A 17995-nucleotide genomic window follows, 5' to 3' on the forward strand; every position below is an offset into this window, starting at 1 on the left:
TATAGTCAAAGCATCCCGGCAATCGGGCCATTTCAGGTGGAACAGCTTCGGTAGCTTCACCATTCGACGAACCCGAGCCTTAGGTTTAAGTAAAATCAGAAGATTGGCACGGCGCCCGTAATGACTGCGCCGAAAAGCATTACCATCCCCAAAAGAGCCGCCCATTTGAGGGTAAACCGTTGGTGTGCTCCGAATTCGACCTTCGAAAGCCCTGTCAGGACATAGGCTGCCGGTACAAGCGGACTCAGCATATGAACCGGCTGGCCGATGAGAGAGGCCCTGGCGATGACTTCCGGGGGGATGTCGTAGGCGGCGGCTGCGTGCGCGAGCACCGGGACCACGCCAAAATAGAATGCATCATTCGACAAAAAGAAAGTGAAAGGCCCGCTCAAGAGAGCGGTAATCAGCGGAATATACTCACCGGCAGACGAGGGAATTACATTGACGACGCTTTCGGCCAGAGCCGTTGTCATGCCCGTGCCAGACATGATGCCGGTGAAGACACCGGCACCGAAGACGACCGAAACGACCATCAACACGCTGCCGGCATGCGACTCGATGCGTTCTCGTTGCGCGTTGATGCTGGGGAAATTGACGGAGAGTGCGATCGCGAAGCCGACCATGAAGATTAGTCCGAGTGGCAGGACGTCCATCACGAGCAGGACGAGAATGGCGACGGTCAGAAGGCCGTTGAACAGTTGCAGCATCGGCGGTCGTGATACGACGGCCTGCATGGCGGCGTCGGCGGCGTTGCGGGCTTCCTCTCCGGCGGCTCCGTTCATGGTTATCACGCCCAGCCGGCGGCGCTCTTTGAGGCCGAAGTAGGCAGCGATCAGGATGGCTGAAATGCAGGTGAGGATAATGGCCGGCACAAGCGGGAGAAACACCTGGCTGGCATCGACTTTCAAGGCCGCCATGACGCGCGCGGTCGGTCCGCCCCAAGGGGCGATATTGATAACAGCATTCGGCAGGACCGTGACGGCTGGCAGAATCAGTGGATTTATGCCCATGCGGCGATGCAGCGGCATCATCGAGCTGACCACCAGCAGGAATGTTGTCGAGCCATCACCGTCCAGCGAAATGACCGTCGAAAGGACGGCCGTACCGACGATGATGCGCAGTGGATCTCCATGACAGATACGCACCACGAAACGGATTAGCGGATCGAACAGGCCCAGATCGATCATCAGCCCGAAATAGAGGATGGCGAAGAGCAGGAGGACCGCCGTCGGGGCAATCCCCTTGACGCCGGCCATCGCCATTTCGGGGATTTGAGGGCCGAAACCGCCGATGGCGGCGAAGATGATCGGTACGGTAATAAGGGCGATCAGTGCCGACATGCGGTTGGTTATGATGAGCGCCATGAAGGTTGCGATCATCGAATAGGCAAGAACTGTAAGCAAAAGACCTCCTGTGGCATCCGCCACAGGTGCGGATACTCCGTTGGTTTTGTTGTGTGTTTGGAATTTCTTCGGCTCATCTGCCGATGACGGATGAAAGTGCGGCTAAAGCGGCTCCCGTTCCTTGGCCACAGATACAGCGTGCTCGTGCACGAATTTCATGAGTTCGTCGCCGACAAGCGGATACGGTTGCAGGTGATTGCTGGTGAGCAGGTTTTGGTATGCCGGTTGCGCCATGGCTTTCTGGAATGCATCTGCCCAGAAGGCGTAATCGGCGTCACTCACATCAGGTCCCATATAGACACCGCGAACAACCGGCCAGACAATATCGAATCCCTGTTCGCGCGCGGTGGGAACACTGCTGAGTTCGCCTTCGATGCGGTTCTTTGCATAAACCGCCAGCAGGCGGACCGGCTGACCGCGGTCTATCCGGGTCTGCGTGGTGGCCGCGTCGTTCATGCAGACCTGCACATGGCCTCCGACCAGTGCGGCCATGCAGTCGCCGCCGCCTTCAAAGGCGACAAACCGCATGGTGCGAATATCGACGCCCGCAAGTTCAGCGAGGCTGGCGGCGCGCATCCAGTCACGGCCGTTGATCGTGCCCGAGCCGCCGATCGCGATCGATCGGGGTGCGTCCCTGATAGACTTCACGAGATCTGGAAGTGTGCGCCACGGCGCCTGATCCTGAACGGCAACGGCACCGTAGTCGACACCCAGAACGGCCAGCCACCTGACCTCGGTCCAGTCATGCGAGCCGAATTTGCCGCGCGCGAGGTTGAATAGCGAGCCCTCGGAAAAAGCGACGAGACTGCCCGGGCCCGCCCTGCGGGTGCTGGTGAAGACGTTGAATGCAATGGCGCCGACACCGCCCGGCATGCGCTCGATCGCAAGCGGCTGTGGCAAGGCGTCTGTCGCGGCGATAGCGTCCCGAGCCAGTTCGCATGTCAGCTGAAAACCGCCATCCGGTTCCGACGGTACAATGCAGGTGGGTTTGGCGGGGGCGGCCATGCCAACGCTTGAACAGAGCAGGGCTGCGGCCAGGATGATGAGGTATTTTATGTTCAACCGCTCCCTCCCAAAGAACGTCGACCTGAACAGGTTCCGGTAGTGATAACGCATCATGGCTGTCAGGAAGCTGTCAGTGCACGGCTTTTTGACGTGGCAGGTGGTGACGGAAGCGTGAGCGTTGCCTTCAGTCCGCCGCTGGTCCGGTTCTGCAACGTCAAAGTGCCCTCATGGGCTTGTGCGATCTCCACGACCACGGCAAGACCGAGCCCTGCCCCATCGCGATTGCTTGTCTGGTCAAGATGGCGTTGACCGATCTTATCGATCAGTTCCTGGCTCATGCCCGGCCCCTGATCGATCAGCGTGATCCGAAGGAAGTTATCCAAAGGCTCGACTTGAAGCGTGATGTTACCCTGTTTGGGGGAGTGGTGGATGGCATTGTCGAGGAGGTTACTGAGTGCTTCGAAGATAAGAGTTTCCGAGCCATTGGCATAGACGGTTCTCTCGGGAAGGTCGAGATTGAGGTCGACACGTTGCCGGCGCGCATCGCTCAGCCGCATGCGAGCAAGTTCCGTCAGCAGTGCCTTGATGTCGATGGGCATATGTGTGTCCGGCGCGATGTCGCTGGCAAAATTGCGAATTCGCGCCATCGTCAGAAAATGGGTCGTAGTTCGTGATGCGCGCTCGACGATCCTGCGCATGGCCTGAAGGACCGAAACCCTTTCCTCGGCGGCGCTGGTGTGAAGCGCATAATCGATCTGCGTTCGCAACACGGCGATCGGAGTTCTCAGCTGGTGGGAGGCATCGTCCAACAAATGGCGCTGCGCCTCTGCCTGCGCCGTATGGCGGCCGAGCAGGCGATTAAAGGTGTCGACCAGAGGACGGATCTCCCGTGGAAGCGCTGATGCATCCACCGGTGAAAGATCGTTCGGATCGCGCCGCTCAAATCCGGTACGAAGAGCGGACAGAGGCGACAGGGCACGGCTGAGGCCTGCCAGCAGAAGAACCACGACGGCAAACACACAGACAAGGTTCAGCGCGGCCGCGCTCTTGATGAGCTCGAACCGGAACGCGTTACGCGATTGCATGCTCTCGGCGACCTGCAGGATAATCGTCTGCGGTTTGGCGGCACCATACAAAGGCTGTGTCAGCCGCCGTTTGAAAATTCCCATGCGGATCGGCGCGCCCAGAAACTCATCATTGTAGAAATAAAAGCCGTCACCGGAAAAATCACGAGGCCGCGGCAGAAAGCTGTCGCCGATCTCCACCAGTCCGTCCTCGGTCGCGACACGGAAATAAACGGCCCCGGATGCTGTCGCCTCGAAAGCCTCGAACAGAGGGTAGGGCAATTCCACGCCAATGCCGCCGCTTTCCGTGGAAATGTTGAGGTCGATGGCCCGCAGGGCACCGGCAATCGACCGGTCATAGGCGCTGTCGGCAAGGCTGGTTGCAGTCGAACCGGTTACGAAGGCCGTACCGGCAACGAGAGCAATGAGGGCAGGTGCGACCCACATCGCCACCGTGAACAGCAAGGATCGGCCGCCTGCTGTTGCCTTTTCCCGGGTCTTTTCAACTGCCTCAGGCCTTGCCATCAAGCGCCTCGAGAAAATATCCGAGACCCCGGAGCGTGATGATGCGGACATCGAAATTTTCGAGACGTTTTCTGAGGCGATACATCATGACCTCGACCGTCTCCAGCTGCATTTCCTCGTCGGAACTGATGAGACGGTCGAGGATCTGCTGTTTGGAAATCGGTTCACCGACTCGTTGGATCAGAATGGCAAGCACCGCGTGTTCCCGTGCGCTCAATGCCAGGCGCGTGCCGTTCAATAGAAAAAGCTGCTGCGACTGGTTGAAGCTCAGCGAGCCGCAGTCGTAAACGCCTCGTCCATGCCCACGACTGCGCCGCACTAATGCGACGAGGCGCGCTTCCAGTTCCTCGACGGAAAAGGGCTTTGCCAGAAAATCGTCGGCGCCGGCATGAAGCAGGGCGATCCGGTCAGGCAGGTCATCCTTGGCGGTGATGATGATCAAAGGCGTTGCATCGCCCCTGTCGCGCATCTTGTCGAGCAGCCGTGCACCGCCAAGCATGGGCAGGTTGAGATCGAGGATGATCGCGTCAAATGTTTCGGCAGCGATGCGGCGGTCAGCCTGCATGCCGTCCTCTTCCCACTCGACGAACAGCCCTCGTTGCTGCAACGAGCGCTGCAGCCATAGCGCCAGATCCTTGTCGTCTTCGACCAGCAAAAGCCGCAAGCCACTGTTTCCTCTCATCGAACGCACGCGTTCCTGTTCAACCACCGGCGATCCTGCAAGCATTTCGACGTTCCGATCGCCTGCGAGCGATGGGGTCGGAAGACGCACGATGTCCCTGGAGAAGGCAAGCCGAAGCACCGTAATTGCTGCGATATCTCAATATTAAGCTCTCAAACTGTCGGCAGGCTGACAGAGCCTGTGGGAATGTTTTGGTATGCGATTTACCACAGTTGCGAAAGTTGACGATCATACGCCAGTTTAATAGGCCGGTCGCGGGAGGACTTTGTTGCTGAATAGGAGACTTCCGTTGAAGCGCATTCTGGCTTGCCTCGCTCTTGGACTTTCCCTGATCGCACCGGTCGCCTTTGCCGCACCGATTACCGTCAATGACGGCACGAATACGATCACGATACCCGACGTTCCGAAGCGCGTCGTCGTTCTCGAATTCTCGTTTGCGGATGCGCTGGCTGCGGTCAACGTGGCGCCTGTCGGCATCGCGGACGACAAGGACGCGAAACGCCTGCCGCAGGCCGTCCGCGATATCATCGGCACATGGACTTCCGTCGGTACACGCGGCCAGCCGAGCATTGAGGCAATCGCCGGTCTGAAGCCCGACCTCATCATTGCTGATCTCGATCGTCATTCCTCCATCTACAGCGAATTGAGCGCAATTGCGCCGACGCTGCTGCTGTCCTCACGCGGTGAAGATTATCAGGGCAGCCTGAAATCGGCCGCACTGATCGCACAAGCCGTAGGCCGGACGCCGGAAATGGAAGCGCGCCTTGCCAAGCACAAGGAGATGATGGCCGGCATCGCCGCCCAGATGCCGAAAGGCGTCTCGATCCTGTTCGGCGCAGCCCGTGAAGACAGCTTTTCAGTTCATGGACCGGAATCCTATGCCGGCAGCGTACTGATCAGCCTCGGCGCAACCGTGCCCGCCTTGCGTGAAAATGGCAGTGCCTACGAGTTCGCGGGGATCGAACAACTTCTCAGCCTCGATCCCGATTGGCTTTTCGTCGGCAACTACCGTCACCCTAATATCGTCGACAAGTGGAGCAAGGAAGAACTCTGGAGCGTCCTGCGCGCGTCGAGCGGCAAGGTCATTGCCGTCGATTCCAATGTCTGGGCGCGCAACCGCGGCATTCTGTCGGCGGAAAAGATCGCGCGCGATGCGCTGGCGATCATGCAGGGCACATTCACGCCCGTCGAATGATGCCCGGCCCTGACAATATTTGAGGTGTGAGGCCATGCCAATGGCGACCATCAATGCCGATCGTCGCCTCGTTTCCATCGGGGCTGCTATCCTCTTGGCAGCCGGGCTGTTCTGGTGGTCCTTGTCGGCCTTCTCGACCTTTGCGATCAGCCCGGCCGATGCATGGGCCGGGGTCTTCAACAGCGGGCAGGGGGCTGGAACGTCAGCCCGGATCGTTGCGCATATCCGTCTGCCGCGTGCTCTGGCGGCGGCCTTGATCGGCGGGACGCTGGCGCTCTGCGGCCTGCTGATGCAGGGCATCACCCGCAACAGGCTGGCATCGCCGACCCTGCTCGGCGTTACCGGCGGAGCAAGCCTCGGACTCGCCTTCGTGACGACAGGGCTGATTGTCCTGCCCTTCGGCCATGACGCGCTGATCGCCACCATTCTCGGCGGAGCTTTCGCCTGGATCCTCGTTTTTCTCCTGGGCACGGCCTGGTCGCTGGATGCATCCAAGGGACGACTCATTCTGGCCGGCATCACCGTCGCTGCCTTGTGCGGTGGACTCACCCGCCTCCTCGTGCTTTTGGCGGAGGAACGGGCGCTGGGCATGCTGAACTGGCTGGCCGGATCGTTGTCCAATATCCGTTTCCCGGAAGTGCAGATCATGACCGTGGTGTTCATTGCTGGTCTGTGTCTCTCCAGCGTCGTCGCCTCCCGTCTCAACCTCGTCAATCTCGGCAATGAAACGGCGCATGCGCTTGGAGTACGGCTGAAACTGCTGCGGGCCATCGTGTTCGTCGCCGGCTGCATCATGACCGGTGCGACGGTTGCCGTTGCCGGACCGATCGGCTTTATCGGCCTGATGGCACCCAATATCGCGCGGTTGTTCGTCGGCGCCGATTACCGGCCGCTCGTGCCGATGACGGCCGCTGTCGGGGCAATCCTGTTGCTGGCTGCCGATATTGCCGGCCGTGCCGTGGCATTTCCAGCCGAAACGCCGGCCGGCGCTGTCGCGGCACTGATCGGTGCGCCCTTCTTCCTTTTCATGGCGCGGGGGCAAAGATAATGAGAACCGCTCCGGCCATCCCCATTCTGGTCTTCATCCTGATCCTGTCCGCTCTTGCGGCGCTCTGCGTCGGCGCAACGATGATCTCGCCGCTTGCAGCGGGCAAAATGGTCTTGCTGCATGACGCTACGGATTTCGTGGTGTGGCAACATCGTCTGCCGCGCAGTCTGATTGCCATCCTCGTTGGCGCCGCACTCGGAACCGCCGGCACGTTGATCCAGGGCGTCATCCGCAATCCGCTGGCCTCTCCCGATATTCTGGGCGTCACCCAGGGCGCCGGTCTCGCGGTCACGGTGGTGTTGTTACTTGCGCCTGCGGGCGCGCAGGCATGGTTGCCGTTGATCGCCTGCCTTGGCGGCGCCGGCGGCGCCCTGCTGTTGATGGCTTACAACAGCGGCACGGCCTTTTCCCCCCTCCGTTTTGCCTTATCCGGTGTCGCGGTCTCGATGACATTCGCCAGCGTCACCGAATTCCTGCTTCTGACCTATCCGGTGGAAATCAACACGGCGCTTCTTGCCCTGACAGGCAGTCTTTGGGCGCGGGGCTGGACACATCTTGCCCCATCGCTGCTGCTGATCCCGCTGATCGGGGCCAGCTTTTTCATGGCCAAGCCGCTTGACCTCATTGGGCTGGGAGACGAGGCGGCGACGGGCCTGGGGGTCGGATTGGGGCGTGCGCGGCTGTTCGCGATTGCGATCTCGGTCCTGCTGACCGGCATCTCGGTGTCTGTCATCGGCCCTGTCACCTTTGTCGGTCTAATGGCGCCCCATCTCGCCCGGCGGCTGGTCGGCGGTGCGCATCTGACGTTGATCCCGACCGCGGCACTTGTCGGTGCCATCATCGTCATCCTTGCCGATACACTCGGACGTGGTCTCGCGCCGCCGATGGAAATACCCGTCGGTGTTCTGACGGCGGTGATCGGCGCTCCTTATTTCCTCTGGCTCCTGTTCCGGATTCGATAAATGTTGATCGCAAACAATCCCTCGCAAAATCTGTCCGGACAGACTGCTGCCATTTCCGTGGCCGATCTTACATTGCGTTACGGCTCGGTCTCGGTCATCGAGAATCTGTCGTACGATTTTCCGAAAGGTGCCTTCACGGCCCTGATCGGCCCCAATGGATGCGGAAAATCGACGTTACTGAAAAGCCTGACACGCATATTGACCCCGACGGCGGGCACTATTGCGATTGATGCGAAACCCATGGGCGATTACAGCGCCAAGGCACTTGCGCAGAAAATCGCATTCCTGCCCCAGGTTTTGCCGGTTCCCGATGGGATTACCGTGCGCCAGTTGGTTGCCTACGGGCGCAGTCCTCACAACAATATCTGGGGGCGCCTGGGCGGCGGCGACAAATCCGCCATCGAGGCGGCACTTGCCCAGCTGGCAGTGACTGAACTCGCCGACCAATATGTCGCGGATCTTTCCGGTGGTCAGCGACAGCGCGCCTGGATCGCGATGATCGTTGCGCAGCAGGCACCGATCGTTTTGCTCGATGAGCCGACAACCTTTCTCGATATCAACCATCAGGTCGAGGTATTGCGTTTTGCCCGCAGCCTCACTGCTCGGGGCAAGACCGTCATTGCGGTCTTGCATGATCTTAATCAGGCATTTCGCTATGCGGACAATATAGCGGTGATGAAGGCCGGCGATCTGGTTGCGTCAGGCACGCCTGACGCCGTCGCACAGCCCGATCTGCTGCGCGACGTATTTTCGATCGATTGCACGATCATCAGGGATCCGGAATCCAATACACCGATGCTCGTGGTGAAGGATTGAGCGGTCGAGGACGGCGAGAGGTTGGCTGATCCACGATCATCTTTCTGCAATCTCGACGAAGCGCTTCACATGTCGATACGATCTTGAAAGTCGTGACAATAGTCCAGATGCCCTCAAGGTGAATATTCGAAACGCCCACTAGCTCTGCCGGCCGCGAACGGCAACGTAAACGAAACCGCGTGCCGAACTTGCAGCATCTATGGATCAAACCGAGCGCTACAAAATCGCGGCCGAGCTGACAGTTGCCGAGGCGAAGTTTTCTGAGGAGCGGGCCGCTTTCGAAATGCTGGTAAATGCCGCCCCGCGCCAATGAGGGTAGCCTTGCGCCTTATGAATGCCCTCAAACGGACAAATCCGCTCACCTCTTTGCGATTCACAGCCAATCGAGGACCGCATATGACCACAACGCACAACCGACCGTCAGGTGTTCGTCCACTACACCAGTGTAGCATGATCATTGTCATGTGTCTCATGGCTTTGTTTATGTAATAGGCAAATTATTTCAATGACGATGTAAATATACCTTGACGATATTTGCAAATTCCTGGAGTGAATAATGAATGTAACGTCCGCAAAGAAGATTGAGGTGTGGGATTTATTTGTCCGTATCTTTCATTGGACGGTTTTGGCTGCTGTAATCCTGAATCTGTTCGTATTTAAGGAAGATATATGGCGCCAAGCGACAGGATACATTGCCGGCGCTGCCGTAATACTGCGTATCGTCTGGGGGTTCATTGGCACGAAGTATGCGCGTTTTTCGCAATTTTTTCCTTCGCCGCGACAGCTTCGGGAACAGATACATGCGGAGGTCAACAAGAAATCAAGGCGCTACATCGGGCACACACCATTTGGATCCCTCATGATGTTGACGCTGATGGGGTTGCTTCTCGCAGTAGCTGTCACCGGTTGGTTCATGACGCAGGAGTTTTCGTGGGCGCCAGGGTGGCTTGAAGACGTGCATGGCCTGTTGGCGGAAAGCATAATGTGGTTGGCATTTTTCCATGCTCTAGCTGCTATTGTCGAAAGTTATCGGCATCGCGAAAATTTGGTGAAATCGATGATTACTGGTAAAAAGCGGGCAGAGGAGCCATAAGTTTAGTTTCTTGCTGGTTGAGGCCACCATACCATTATAGGCTATCGATCGACCGGTCCGCGAAGTCGCAAACCATCTTTTCGCGGGCGTCCGCAAGGGTCAGGAACCAGTGTTGGTTCAGGCATTCTGCCCGGAAGCGGCCGTTGAACGCCTCGAAGAATGCGTTATCGGTCGGTTTGCCAGTGCGTGAGCCGTAAGCGCTGTTGGTCGAGGACGGCGCCGACTTATCGATCAGCGCCTATGGATCATGTTATCAATGCGGACGCACCCGAAGCGCCAGATAAGGTTTTCTGGGCAGCTTTACCCCAAATGCGTGATCAGGCTTGCCGCGCTCTGCGGCAGTAAGACTTGGTTAACCGGTCTTCGTTAGGAATTGTTAACCCTCCCGTGGATGAGTCGAGGGTATCCGCTCGTGTTGGCCGATCCCGATGAAACCACTGCTCCCGGCATTACTGCGCCGCCTCGGCCTGTTCACGGCGCTGGTCTCTGCCGTGGCGCCCACGCACGCGCTGGCGCAATCGGCATGGTCAGGCGGCGGCGCGGATAACGAATTCAGCAACGGCTCGAACTGGACGCCAGCCGCACCTGGCGCTGGCGACTTGGCAACCGTCGACACCGGATCGCCTCAGGTCACTGACGATGTGACTGTTGGGCGCCTGGACGTTGACGGCGGCAATGTCACGGTGACCGACAGCGGGACGTTGACCACGACATCAGAGACCACGATCAGTTCCGGCAGCGTCAGCATCAACTCAGGCGGGGTGGTGAACTCGGACGTCAGCCTCAACGGCGGCAGCCTCTCGCTTGACGGCCACCTCAATGGCCGGCTGAACCTCAACAACGGCAATGTAACGGTGAATGGCACCCTCGGCAGGGCGTCGGTCGCAACGGGGACGGCGTTGTCCAACAACGGGGCCACCGGCGGCGTCGATGTGTCCGCAGGCGCGACATTCGTCAATAATAGCGGTGCAACCGTCGATACGGTCACGAACGCCGGCACCACATCCAATGCCGGAACCGTCGGTAGCCTCACAAACACGGCCGGCAATTTCACCAATAACGCAGGCGGGACGGTGACGGGAACGACGACAGTATCAGGCGGCACCGTTACCAACAATTTCATCATCACCGACGCGGATGTCGCTGCCGTCGCCACCTTCGTCAACAATCAGGGTGCCACCGCGGGCGCGATCAGGAATTCCGGCACCGTCACCAATGCCGGCACGATCGCTTCCGTTCAAAACGACGCCGGCACATTTACCAACAATGCGGGCGGCATCGTCACAGGCACGACGACGATCAGTGGCGGCGATGCGACGAATAACGCTCGCCTGAGCGATGTTAATGTCGGCATGGGTGGCACATTCACCAACGCCGCCGGCGCCACCGCGGGCGCGGTTGCGAATGCGGGCACCACCTCCAATGCCGGGACAATCGCCAGCCTGACCAATACGGCCGGAACCTTCACCAACAATGCCGACGGCAAGATTACAGGACAGACCGCCGTCGAGGGCGGCACGGTCACCAACAACTTCGTCATCACCGACGCCGATGTCACGGCGGTCGCCTCCTTCGTCAACAACCAGGGCGCCACCGCGGGTGCCATCCGCAATTCCGGTACGGTCACCAATGCCGGCACGATCGCCTCCATTCAAAACGACGATGGCACATTCACCAACAATGCGGGCGGCATCGTCACAGGCAGCGCCACCGTAAATGGTGGAAGCGTCACCAACAATGCCAGCCTGAACAGCGTCGATGTCGGAGCGGCCGGCGCCTTCACCAACGCCACCGGCGCCAACGCGGGCGCCGTGACCAATGCCGGCACGACATCCAATGCAGGAACCGTGGCGAGCCTCACGAACACGGCCGGGACCTTCACCAACAATGCCGGTGGCACGATAACAGGACAGACCACCATCGACGGCGGCACGGTCACCAACAATTTCGTCATCACCGACGCCGATGTCGCGGCGGTCGCCACCTTCGTCAACAACCAGGGCGCCACCGCAGGCGCCATCCGCAATTCCGGCACGGTCACCAACGCGGGTATGATCGCTTCCATTGAAAACGACGCCGGCACGTTCACCAACAACACAGGCGGCACCGTTACCGGCGCCACCTCGGTGAACGGCGGTCGCGTCGTCAACAATGCGACCTTGGCCGGCGTCGCTGTCGCAGCGACGGGCACATTCGTCAACAATAGCGGCGCGGTCGCCGGCACGGTTACCAATTCCGGTACAGCGGCGAATGACGGAACCATCACAGCGCTTCAAAACAACGCCGGCACATTCTCCAACACCGGCACGATCACTGGGGCAGCAACGGTTTCGGGCGGCTCGCTGATCAACGACGGCACCATAGCGGGGGCCGTCGACGTCGATAGCGGCGGTCTTCTGTCCGGCAGCGGCAGCGTGGGTGGCTTGCTAGTAAACGCAGGCGGTGTGCTGGCACCCGGCTCCGGCATCGCAACGCTTGGCGTCAATGGCGACGTGACCTTTCGCGCCGGTTCGACTTACCAGGTGGATATCACAGCCGATGGTCTTTCCGACAGTGTGGATGCGACGGGCGCCGTGTTTATCGAGGGCGGGACACTGGCGATCAAGGCTGCCGCCGGCCGTTACGCGACGAACACCAGCTATACGATCCTGACCGCCGGCAGCATCACCGGCAGTTTCGATGCTGTTTCAAGCGATTTCGCATTCTTGTCGCCGACGCTGATCTACGACGCGACATCCATAGACATGCAGCTTGACCGAAACAGCGTGCAATTCGCCGATGTTGCCAACACCGCGAACGGCCGGGCGACCGCTGCCGCTGTCGAGGCGCTGGGATTGGGGAACACGGTCTACGACGCCGTCCTGCCGCTCGATGCAACAACCGCCAACGGCGCCTTCACGCAATTGAGCGGTGAGGTTCATGCCTCGCTGAAAAGCACGCTGCTCTGGGAGAGCCGCTTTCCCCGCGACGCCATCCTCGACGAGATCGCCGCCGGTCTTGACAAGCGTGACGACGCGGTGAGGTTCTGGACCTCCGGCTATCTGTCCTCCAGCACCTGGTCGGGCGACGGCGATGCCGCCGGTATCGATGTTACGACCAACGGCGTCGTCTTCGGCGCTGATGCGCCAATCGCCAAGCAATGGCGCATCGGCGGAATAGTCGGCTATGGTCAGGATTCCTTCTCCCAGGCGAATACCGACTCCTATCATGCCGGCCTCTATGCCATAGGCGAGATTGGGCAAGTGACGCTCGCCGGCGGTGCGATCTACAGCCGCAATGAAGCATCCACCCGGCGCGATATATCGTTTGGAACATTTTCCGATCGGCTGACCGCCGATTACGCCAGCGCCACCAGTCAGGTGTTCGCGGATGTCTCCTGGACACATGAGGTCAATGGCATCAAGCTCCAGCCATTCGCCAATCTCGCCTATGTGAGCCTGGATAGCGATGGCTTCCGCGAAAACGGCGGCGATGCCGCCTTGTCGGCGTCGAGCGACAACGACGCGATCACCGCCACCACGCTCGGGTTGCGCTGGTCGATGGATTGGCTGGCGAACGAGGTCCCTATCACACTGTCAGGCACTATGGCTTGGCGGCATCTGGCAGGCGACGTGACACCTCGTTCGAGCCTGGCCTTTGCCGGAGGCTCACCGTTCATCATAGAGGCGGTGGAAATGCCGCGCGACTCCCTGGTGGCGCAGATTGGCGTGTCCGCGAAACTCTCGAAGTCGTCGCGCCTGACGCTCAGCTACTCCGGCGAGTTTGGTAAAGGACTGCAGTCCAGTGCGGCGCGCATCAATTTCGAAGCGCGCTTTTAGGACGCGGCATCTGCCGGCCGTGCGACCACGAGACGAAGCGAGCTCTCGAAAATGGTTGCGTGCGAAGCCGGCCATAGCGCAACGTCGCGGCGAAATCTCACATGAGCAGACGCATCCGCTCGCTCGTCCCGGTCTGGCGAGGGTCGCCGCGCGGCCCCTACACGAGGTTAATTGAGATCGTACGCTTTTAGGCGGGATATGCTTCCATTTCCATCGGGCGAAATGGTATAACTCGCAAATGAAAATCCTTATCGTCGAAGACAATAAAGAGCTCGCCGATTGGCTCGCAAAGGCTTTGCGCCAGGCACAATATGCAGTCGACATAGCCTTCGATGGCGAGGACGCCGAATTGATGCTGAAGGTCGCGCAATATTCGGCTGTGATCCTCGACCTCTCCATCCCAAAGATAGACGGCATGACGCTCTTGAAGCGGCTTCGGCAAAACGGGGAGAGGCTTCCCGTCATTATTCTGACGGCGAATGCCAGCCTTGATGGCCGTGTCGCGGGTCTGGATGGCGGAGCCGATGACTATCTTGCAAAGCCCTTCGAAATCGCTGAGCTTGAGGCGAGGATACGAGCCATCGTCCGGCGTGGGCAGGATCGCGCCGCACCAGAGGTGGTCGTCGGCGATCTGGTCTTTACGGGCGCCACGCGGCAGTTCTCGATTAAAGGTGAGCTTCTTGCGCTGACACCAAGGGAACATGCTGTTCTGGAACATTTGATCACCCGGGTCGGAACGACGGTCTCGAAGGCCGCACTGTCGGAAAGCGTTTTCGGCTTCGACGACGAGGCCGATCCGAGCGCGATCGAAATCTACGTCCACCGATTACGCAAGAAGCTCGAGGCGAGCTCGGCCCAGATCGCGACCTTACGGGGGCTTGGTTATCTTTTGCGAGACGCCTCCTAGGATGCGTCGTCTCCTTGCCATGCTTGTAGCTGTCCGCGCGCAGCGGCAGAGTTTGCGCGCTCAGCTTGTCGCGTGGGTCGTCCTCACCCTCATCGGCGCCATCTGCTTTAATCTCTACGAAAGCTACCAGACGGCCGACCAGACGGCGAAGCTCGTCACTGACCGCACTTTGTTGAGCTCCGCCCGGGTGATCGCGGAAGCGGTTCGGGTGGATGAGGGCGGCAACGTGGAGGCGGACATACCGCCGGCCGCACTTGAGATGTTCGATACCGGCGATGGAGATCAGGTTTTCTACCAGATCATCACCGCTTGGGGCAACTTGATTGGCGGCTTTCCCGATCTGCCGCTGCCGATGGTCGAACGCACGGGGCAGGATCTGGCGTTCCGCAACTCGACTGTTCGTGCGCTGACGCTCAATCATCCTGTCGTCGGGCTTCCCGATAATGGTGTGATCTCCGTCACCGTCGCGAGTACCCATAACAGCCAGTATGCTCTGCGACGGCGCTTGTGGCTCGATGATTTTTCCAAACAGTTGGTGCTCGTGCTGCTCGCGGGAGCGGTCACGATCGTCGGGCTGCAGCGGGGGCTGGCCCCTGCGCTGCGGCTGCGCGATGCCGTGCGCGCCCGCGGACGCGAACGATTGGATCCTCTTTCGCCCAAGATGGTCCAGACCGAATTCCAGCCGCTGGTACATGCCTTAAACGACCATATGGAACGCGTTCAAAACCAGATGGCCGCACAGCGGCGATTTGTTTCGAATGCCGCCCATCAGCTGAGAACGCCGCTCGCGTTGATGTCGACGCAGGCCGGCGTCGCAGCACGTGAGACGGACGATGCCCGGCGCGAGGAGGCGCTGCAAGCCTTGCGCGGCAGCATTCGCCATGTCTCCCGTCTTGCCAGTCAGCTACTTACATTATCGCGCGCCGAGCCGGGCAGCCGGCGGCCGCGAAGCGAGACTATCGATCTCGCAACCACGGCCAGGGACATCGTCGCCGCGCATGCCGAGCAGGCGTTGCAGCGCGATATCGATCTCGGCCTTGAGGTTTCAGATTCCGCTCCCGTCGAGGGCGATGGGACGATGTTGCGCGAAATGCTCGTCAACCTCGTCGACAATGCCATTCGCTATACCCGCCCTGGCGGCACCGTGACGGTTTCCGTTGTCCGCACTGGTGACGTCGCTGTGCTCGATGTCGAGGACAATGGGCCGGGTATTCCAGCGGCCGAGCGCGAGCAGGTCTTCGAGCGGTTTTATCGGGTGCTCGGCACCGAGGGTGAGGGCAGCGGCTTGGGGCTGGCGATTGTTCGCGAAGTTGTCGATGGCGCCGGCGGCGAGGTCGTTCTCGCCGAGGCGGACGGGGGCGGCCTCGTGGTGAGCGTGCGGCTTCCGATCGCGGTTGCGAAGCGGGGCAGGGATAAGCAGGCATGAAAAAAGGTCGGACCTTTCGATCCGACCTTTAGAGAGCCTGGGAGGATGGGCGCTCTTATTGGGAGTCCATGTGCTGCTGCGGTCGCCATTTGGCGAGGCGGTTTTCGATGATGGTCATGATGTACTCGGCGACAAGCGTCACCACCATGACCAGCAGGATCGCGGCGAACATGCCCGCCGCGTCGAAAGTGCCCTTGGCGATCGAGATCAGCTGACCGATGCCGAAGCGGGCGCCGACGAACTCGCCGACGATCGCGCCGATGATGGCGAAGCCGAACGACACATGGAGGCTGGCGAAGATCCAACTCATGGCCGAGGGGATGACGACCGTGCGGGTCACTTGCCAGTCGGAGGCGCCGAGGATGCGGGCATTGGCGATCATATTGCGGTCTGCTTCTCGCACGCCCTGGAAGGCGTTTGCGAAGACCACGAAGAACACCATGATGAAAGCGAGCGCCACCTTGGAGGGAAGGCCGAGACCCATGATCATGATGAAGATCGGGGCAAGGACGACACGCGGGATCGAGTTGATCGCCTTGATGTAGACCGAGAAGATATCCGACAGGAAGCGGTTGCGACCAAGGCCGATGCCGACGAATACGCCTGTGATTGAGCCCGCGAAGAAGCCGATCAGCGCCTCTTCCATCGTGACCCAGAGATTGTACCAGAGCGAACCTTCGGTCGTGCCTTCCGTTGCCCATTCGTAGAGACGCTGAACGACGCCACTGGGACTCGAATAGAAGAAGGGATCGATCCACTGCATGTTGGAGGCAAGCTCCCACATGCCGATAACGAAGACGAGTATGGCGATCTGCCAGAAGCGAACGAGCGCGTTGCGACGCCTCATCGCCTTCATTGCGGATGCTTCGATTTCCGCGTCCGATGTTCCCGGGCGGAAGAGCGCGGCGGAGCCGACGCTAAGGATTGTATCAGCCATTGTTTCCTCCTCAGGCGGCTTCGCTTGCGCGGCGGTAGCTAGTTTCCACCTCTTCGCGCAGGTCATCCCAGATCGTCTTGCAATAGTTGATGAAGCTCTGCTCGTAGCGGATTTCCGATACGACGCGCGGGCGCGGAAGATCGATCGTGTAGACGGACTTCACCGTGGCTGGGCCTGCCGTCAGCACGTAGACTTTGTCGGCAAGTGCCACTGCTTCCTCGAGGTCGTGGGTCACGAAGATGACCGAGGCCTTGCGCTCGGCCCAAAGCTTCAGGAGTTCTTCATGCATGACGGTGCGCGTCTGGACGTCGAGCGCCGAGAAGGGCTCGTCCATCAAGAGGATTTCCGGCTCGTTGATGAAGGTTTGCGCCAACGAAACGCGCTTGCGCATGCCGCCCGAAAGCTGGTGCGGATAGTGATGCAGGAACTTCGAGAGGCCGACGCGAGCGAGCCAGTCCTTGGCGCTCCTTTCGGCTTCCGCCTTCGACTTCCCGCGAAACAGCGGTCCGGCCATAACGTTGTCGATCACGTTTTTCCAGGGAAAGAGCGCATCGGTCTGGAAGGCGAAGCCGACGCGGCGGTCGATGCCGGTGATCGGGCCGCCCATCAGGCGAACCTCGCCAGCGCTCGGGCGGGCGAGGCCGGTTACGAGGTTGAGCGTCGTCGATTTGCCGCATCCGGTCGGGCCGACGACGGCGACGAACTCGCCGCGTTCAACGGTCATGTTGAAGTCGCGGAGCGCGGTCAGCGATTTTCCGGTCGGCGAGACAAAGCGACGGCTGACATTGATCAGTTCGACGGCGGGCGTCTTGATGTTTTCCTGTTGCATGGCGAATACCTATGCGTGCCTCTGCGGGCGTGCACGCAGTGCCCATGGCGCGCTGGCGGTCCCGCCAATTGGCGGGCCACCGTCGCGACGTAAGTTACTTTGCGTTCTTGACGAACTCGGTCGTGTAGGTCTTGGAAAGATCGATCTGCTTGCCCTTGACGTTCTTTGAGAACTCGGACAGCACGGCCAGAACTGAACCGCACCGGGTTTGCCGGAGGCTCCAACTTCTGAGAAAGTGGAGCCGATATGAGCAAGACAACGAACAAGTTTTCACCTGAAGTCCGT

At 59.9% G+C, this 17995-nt stretch carries 14 protein-coding genes and 2 pseudogenes; 8 read left to right on the forward strand and 8 right to left on the reverse strand.

The annotated features are described in order from the left end of the window. Positions 1 to 95: 95 nt before the first annotated feature. The 4 genes from GGQ67_RS23045 to GGQ67_RS23060 form a co-directional block, all read right to left on the reverse strand. On the reverse strand, positions 96 to 1427 hold the full coding sequence (locus GGQ67_RS23045) for a CitMHS family transporter (RefSeq protein ID WP_343056547.1): 1332 nt from the start codon (positions 1425 to 1427) through the stop codon (positions 96 to 98). A gap of 78 nt (positions 1428 to 1505) precedes the next feature. After that, positions 1506 to 2519 (reverse strand): Bug family tripartite tricarboxylate transporter substrate binding protein, encoded by a 1014-nt coding sequence (locus tag GGQ67_RS23050; protein ID WP_183902456.1) that lies wholly within the window; start codon positions 2517 to 2519, stop codon positions 1506 to 1508. 8 nt (positions 2520 to 2527) lie between these two features. Then, positions 2528 to 3997, reverse strand: coding sequence for a sensor histidine kinase (locus GGQ67_RS23055; protein ID WP_183902457.1), 1470 nt, complete (start codon positions 3995 to 3997; stop codon positions 2528 to 2530). Further along, positions 3984 to 4661 carry a response regulator gene (locus GGQ67_RS23060; RefSeq protein WP_183902458.1) on the reverse strand — a complete coding sequence of 226 codons (678 nt, stop codon included), beginning with the start codon at positions 4659 to 4661 and terminating at the stop codon, positions 3984 to 3986. The genes GGQ67_RS23055 and GGQ67_RS23060 overlap by 14 nt, the downstream gene beginning before the upstream one ends. 307 nt (positions 4662 to 4968) lie before the next feature. Between GGQ67_RS23060 and GGQ67_RS23065 the strand changes: the two genes are divergently transcribed. The 5 genes from GGQ67_RS23065 (at position 4969) to GGQ67_RS23085 (ending at position 9793) form a co-directional block, all read left to right on the forward strand. Then, complete coding sequence (locus tag GGQ67_RS23065) at positions 4969 to 5874, forward strand: Fe(3+) dicitrate ABC transporter substrate-binding protein (RefSeq protein ID WP_183902459.1); 906 nt, start codon at positions 4969 to 4971, stop codon at positions 5872 to 5874. Positions 5875 to 5914: 40 nt separating this feature from the next. Continuing rightward, positions 5915 to 6922 carry an iron chelate uptake ABC transporter family permease subunit gene (locus tag GGQ67_RS23070; protein ID WP_183902460.1) on the forward strand — a complete coding sequence of 336 codons (1008 nt, stop codon included), beginning with the start codon at positions 5915 to 5917 and terminating at the stop codon, positions 6920 to 6922. Continuing rightward, a complete protein-coding gene (locus GGQ67_RS23075; RefSeq protein WP_183902461.1) occupies positions 6922 to 7884 on the forward strand; it encodes an iron chelate uptake ABC transporter family permease subunit in 963 nt (320 codons plus the stop codon). The genes GGQ67_RS23070 and GGQ67_RS23075 overlap by 1 nt, the downstream gene beginning before the upstream one ends. Continuing rightward, positions 7885 to 8700 (forward strand): ATP-binding cassette domain-containing protein, encoded by an 816-nt coding sequence (locus GGQ67_RS23080; RefSeq protein WP_183902462.1) that lies wholly within the window; start codon positions 7885 to 7887, stop codon positions 8698 to 8700. Between the two features lie 556 nt (positions 8701 to 9256). Next, a complete protein-coding gene (locus tag GGQ67_RS23085) occupies positions 9257 to 9793 on the forward strand; it encodes a cytochrome b/b6 domain-containing protein (protein WP_183902463.1) in 537 nt (178 codons plus the stop codon). A 73-nt stretch (positions 9794 to 9866) separates the two neighbouring features. Here GGQ67_RS23085 and GGQ67_RS23090 read toward each other — a convergent pair. Next, positions 9867 to 9983, reverse strand: a pseudogene (locus tag GGQ67_RS23090) (integrase core domain-containing protein); the annotation flags it as partial. A 238-nt stretch (positions 9984 to 10221) separates the two neighbouring features. On the opposite strand from GGQ67_RS23090, the gene GGQ67_RS23095 reads away from it, so the two are divergent. From GGQ67_RS23095 to GGQ67_RS23105, 3 genes are all read left to right on the forward strand, one after another. Next, positions 10222 to 13611 carry an autotransporter domain-containing protein gene (locus tag GGQ67_RS23095; protein WP_183902464.1) on the forward strand — a complete coding sequence of 1130 codons (3390 nt, stop codon included), beginning with the start codon at positions 10222 to 10224 and terminating at the stop codon, positions 13609 to 13611. A gap of 238 nt (positions 13612 to 13849) precedes the next feature. After that, positions 13850 to 14518 (forward strand): response regulator, encoded by a 669-nt coding sequence (locus GGQ67_RS23100; protein WP_183902465.1) that lies wholly within the window; start codon positions 13850 to 13852, stop codon positions 14516 to 14518. Between the two features lies 1 nt (position 14519). After that, on the forward strand, positions 14520 to 15944 hold the full coding sequence (locus tag GGQ67_RS23105; protein WP_246400291.1) for a sensor histidine kinase: 1425 nt from the start codon (positions 14520 to 14522) through the stop codon (positions 15942 to 15944). Between the two features lie 55 nt (positions 15945 to 15999). Here the strand turns inward: GGQ67_RS23105 and GGQ67_RS23110 are convergent, their stop codons facing one another. From GGQ67_RS23110 to GGQ67_RS25405, 3 genes and pseudogenes are all read right to left on the reverse strand, one after another. Then, positions 16000 to 16881 (reverse strand): ABC transporter permease, encoded by an 882-nt coding sequence (locus tag GGQ67_RS23110; RefSeq protein WP_183902466.1) that lies wholly within the window; start codon positions 16879 to 16881, stop codon positions 16000 to 16002. 10 nt (positions 16882 to 16891) lie between these two features. Further along, on the reverse strand, positions 16892 to 17710 hold the full coding sequence (locus GGQ67_RS23115) for an ABC transporter ATP-binding protein (protein ID WP_183902467.1): 819 nt from the start codon (positions 17708 to 17710) through the stop codon (positions 16892 to 16894). 94 nt (positions 17711 to 17804) lie between these two features. After that, positions 17805 to 17995 (reverse strand): annotated as a pseudogene (locus tag GGQ67_RS25405) (hypothetical protein); the annotation flags it as partial.

The sequence above is a fragment of the Rhizobium metallidurans genome, from assembly GCF_014196505.1.
Taxonomy (GTDB): Bacteria; Pseudomonadota; Alphaproteobacteria; order Rhizobiales; family Rhizobiaceae; genus Rhizobium; species Rhizobium metallidurans.

What these genes read in the sequence shown, in the direction of transcription:
- GGQ67_RS23110 (WP_183902466.1), bottom strand. Translation starts at nt 16,881, where the DNA reads ATGGCTGATACAATCCTTAGCGTCGGCTCCGCCGCGCTCTTCCGCCCG.
- GGQ67_RS23085 (WP_183902463.1), top strand. Translation starts at nt 9,257, where the DNA reads ATGAATGTAACGTCCGCAAAGAAGATTGAGGTGTGGGATTTATTTGTC.
- GGQ67_RS23105 (WP_246400291.1), top strand. Translation starts at nt 14,520, where the DNA reads ATGCGTCGTCTCCTTGCCATGCTTGTAGCTGTCCGCGCGCAGCGGCAG.
- GGQ67_RS23095 (WP_183902464.1), top strand. Translation starts at nt 10,222, where the DNA reads ATGAAACCACTGCTCCCGGCATTACTGCGCCGCCTCGGCCTGTTCACG.
- GGQ67_RS23100 (WP_183902465.1), top strand. Translation starts at nt 13,850, where the DNA reads ATGAAAATCCTTATCGTCGAAGACAATAAAGAGCTCGCCGATTGGCTC.
- GGQ67_RS23115 (WP_183902467.1), bottom strand. Translation starts at nt 17,710, where the DNA reads ATGCAACAGGAAAACATCAAGACGCCCGCCGTCGAACTGATCAATGTC.
- GGQ67_RS23080 (WP_183902462.1), top strand. Translation starts at nt 7,885, where the DNA reads ATGTTGATCGCAAACAATCCCTCGCAAAATCTGTCCGGACAGACTGCT.
- GGQ67_RS23055 (WP_183902457.1), bottom strand. Translation starts at nt 3,997, where the DNA reads ATGGCAAGGCCTGAGGCAGTTGAAAAGACCCGGGAAAAGGCAACAGCA.
- GGQ67_RS23075 (WP_183902461.1), top strand. Translation starts at nt 6,922, where the DNA reads ATGAGAACCGCTCCGGCCATCCCCATTCTGGTCTTCATCCTGATCCTG.
- GGQ67_RS23050 (WP_183902456.1), bottom strand. Translation starts at nt 2,519, where the DNA reads ATGCGTTATCACTACCGGAACCTGTTCAGGTCGACGTTCTTTGGGAGG.
- GGQ67_RS23070 (WP_183902460.1), top strand. Translation starts at nt 5,915, where the DNA reads ATGGCGACCATCAATGCCGATCGTCGCCTCGTTTCCATCGGGGCTGCT.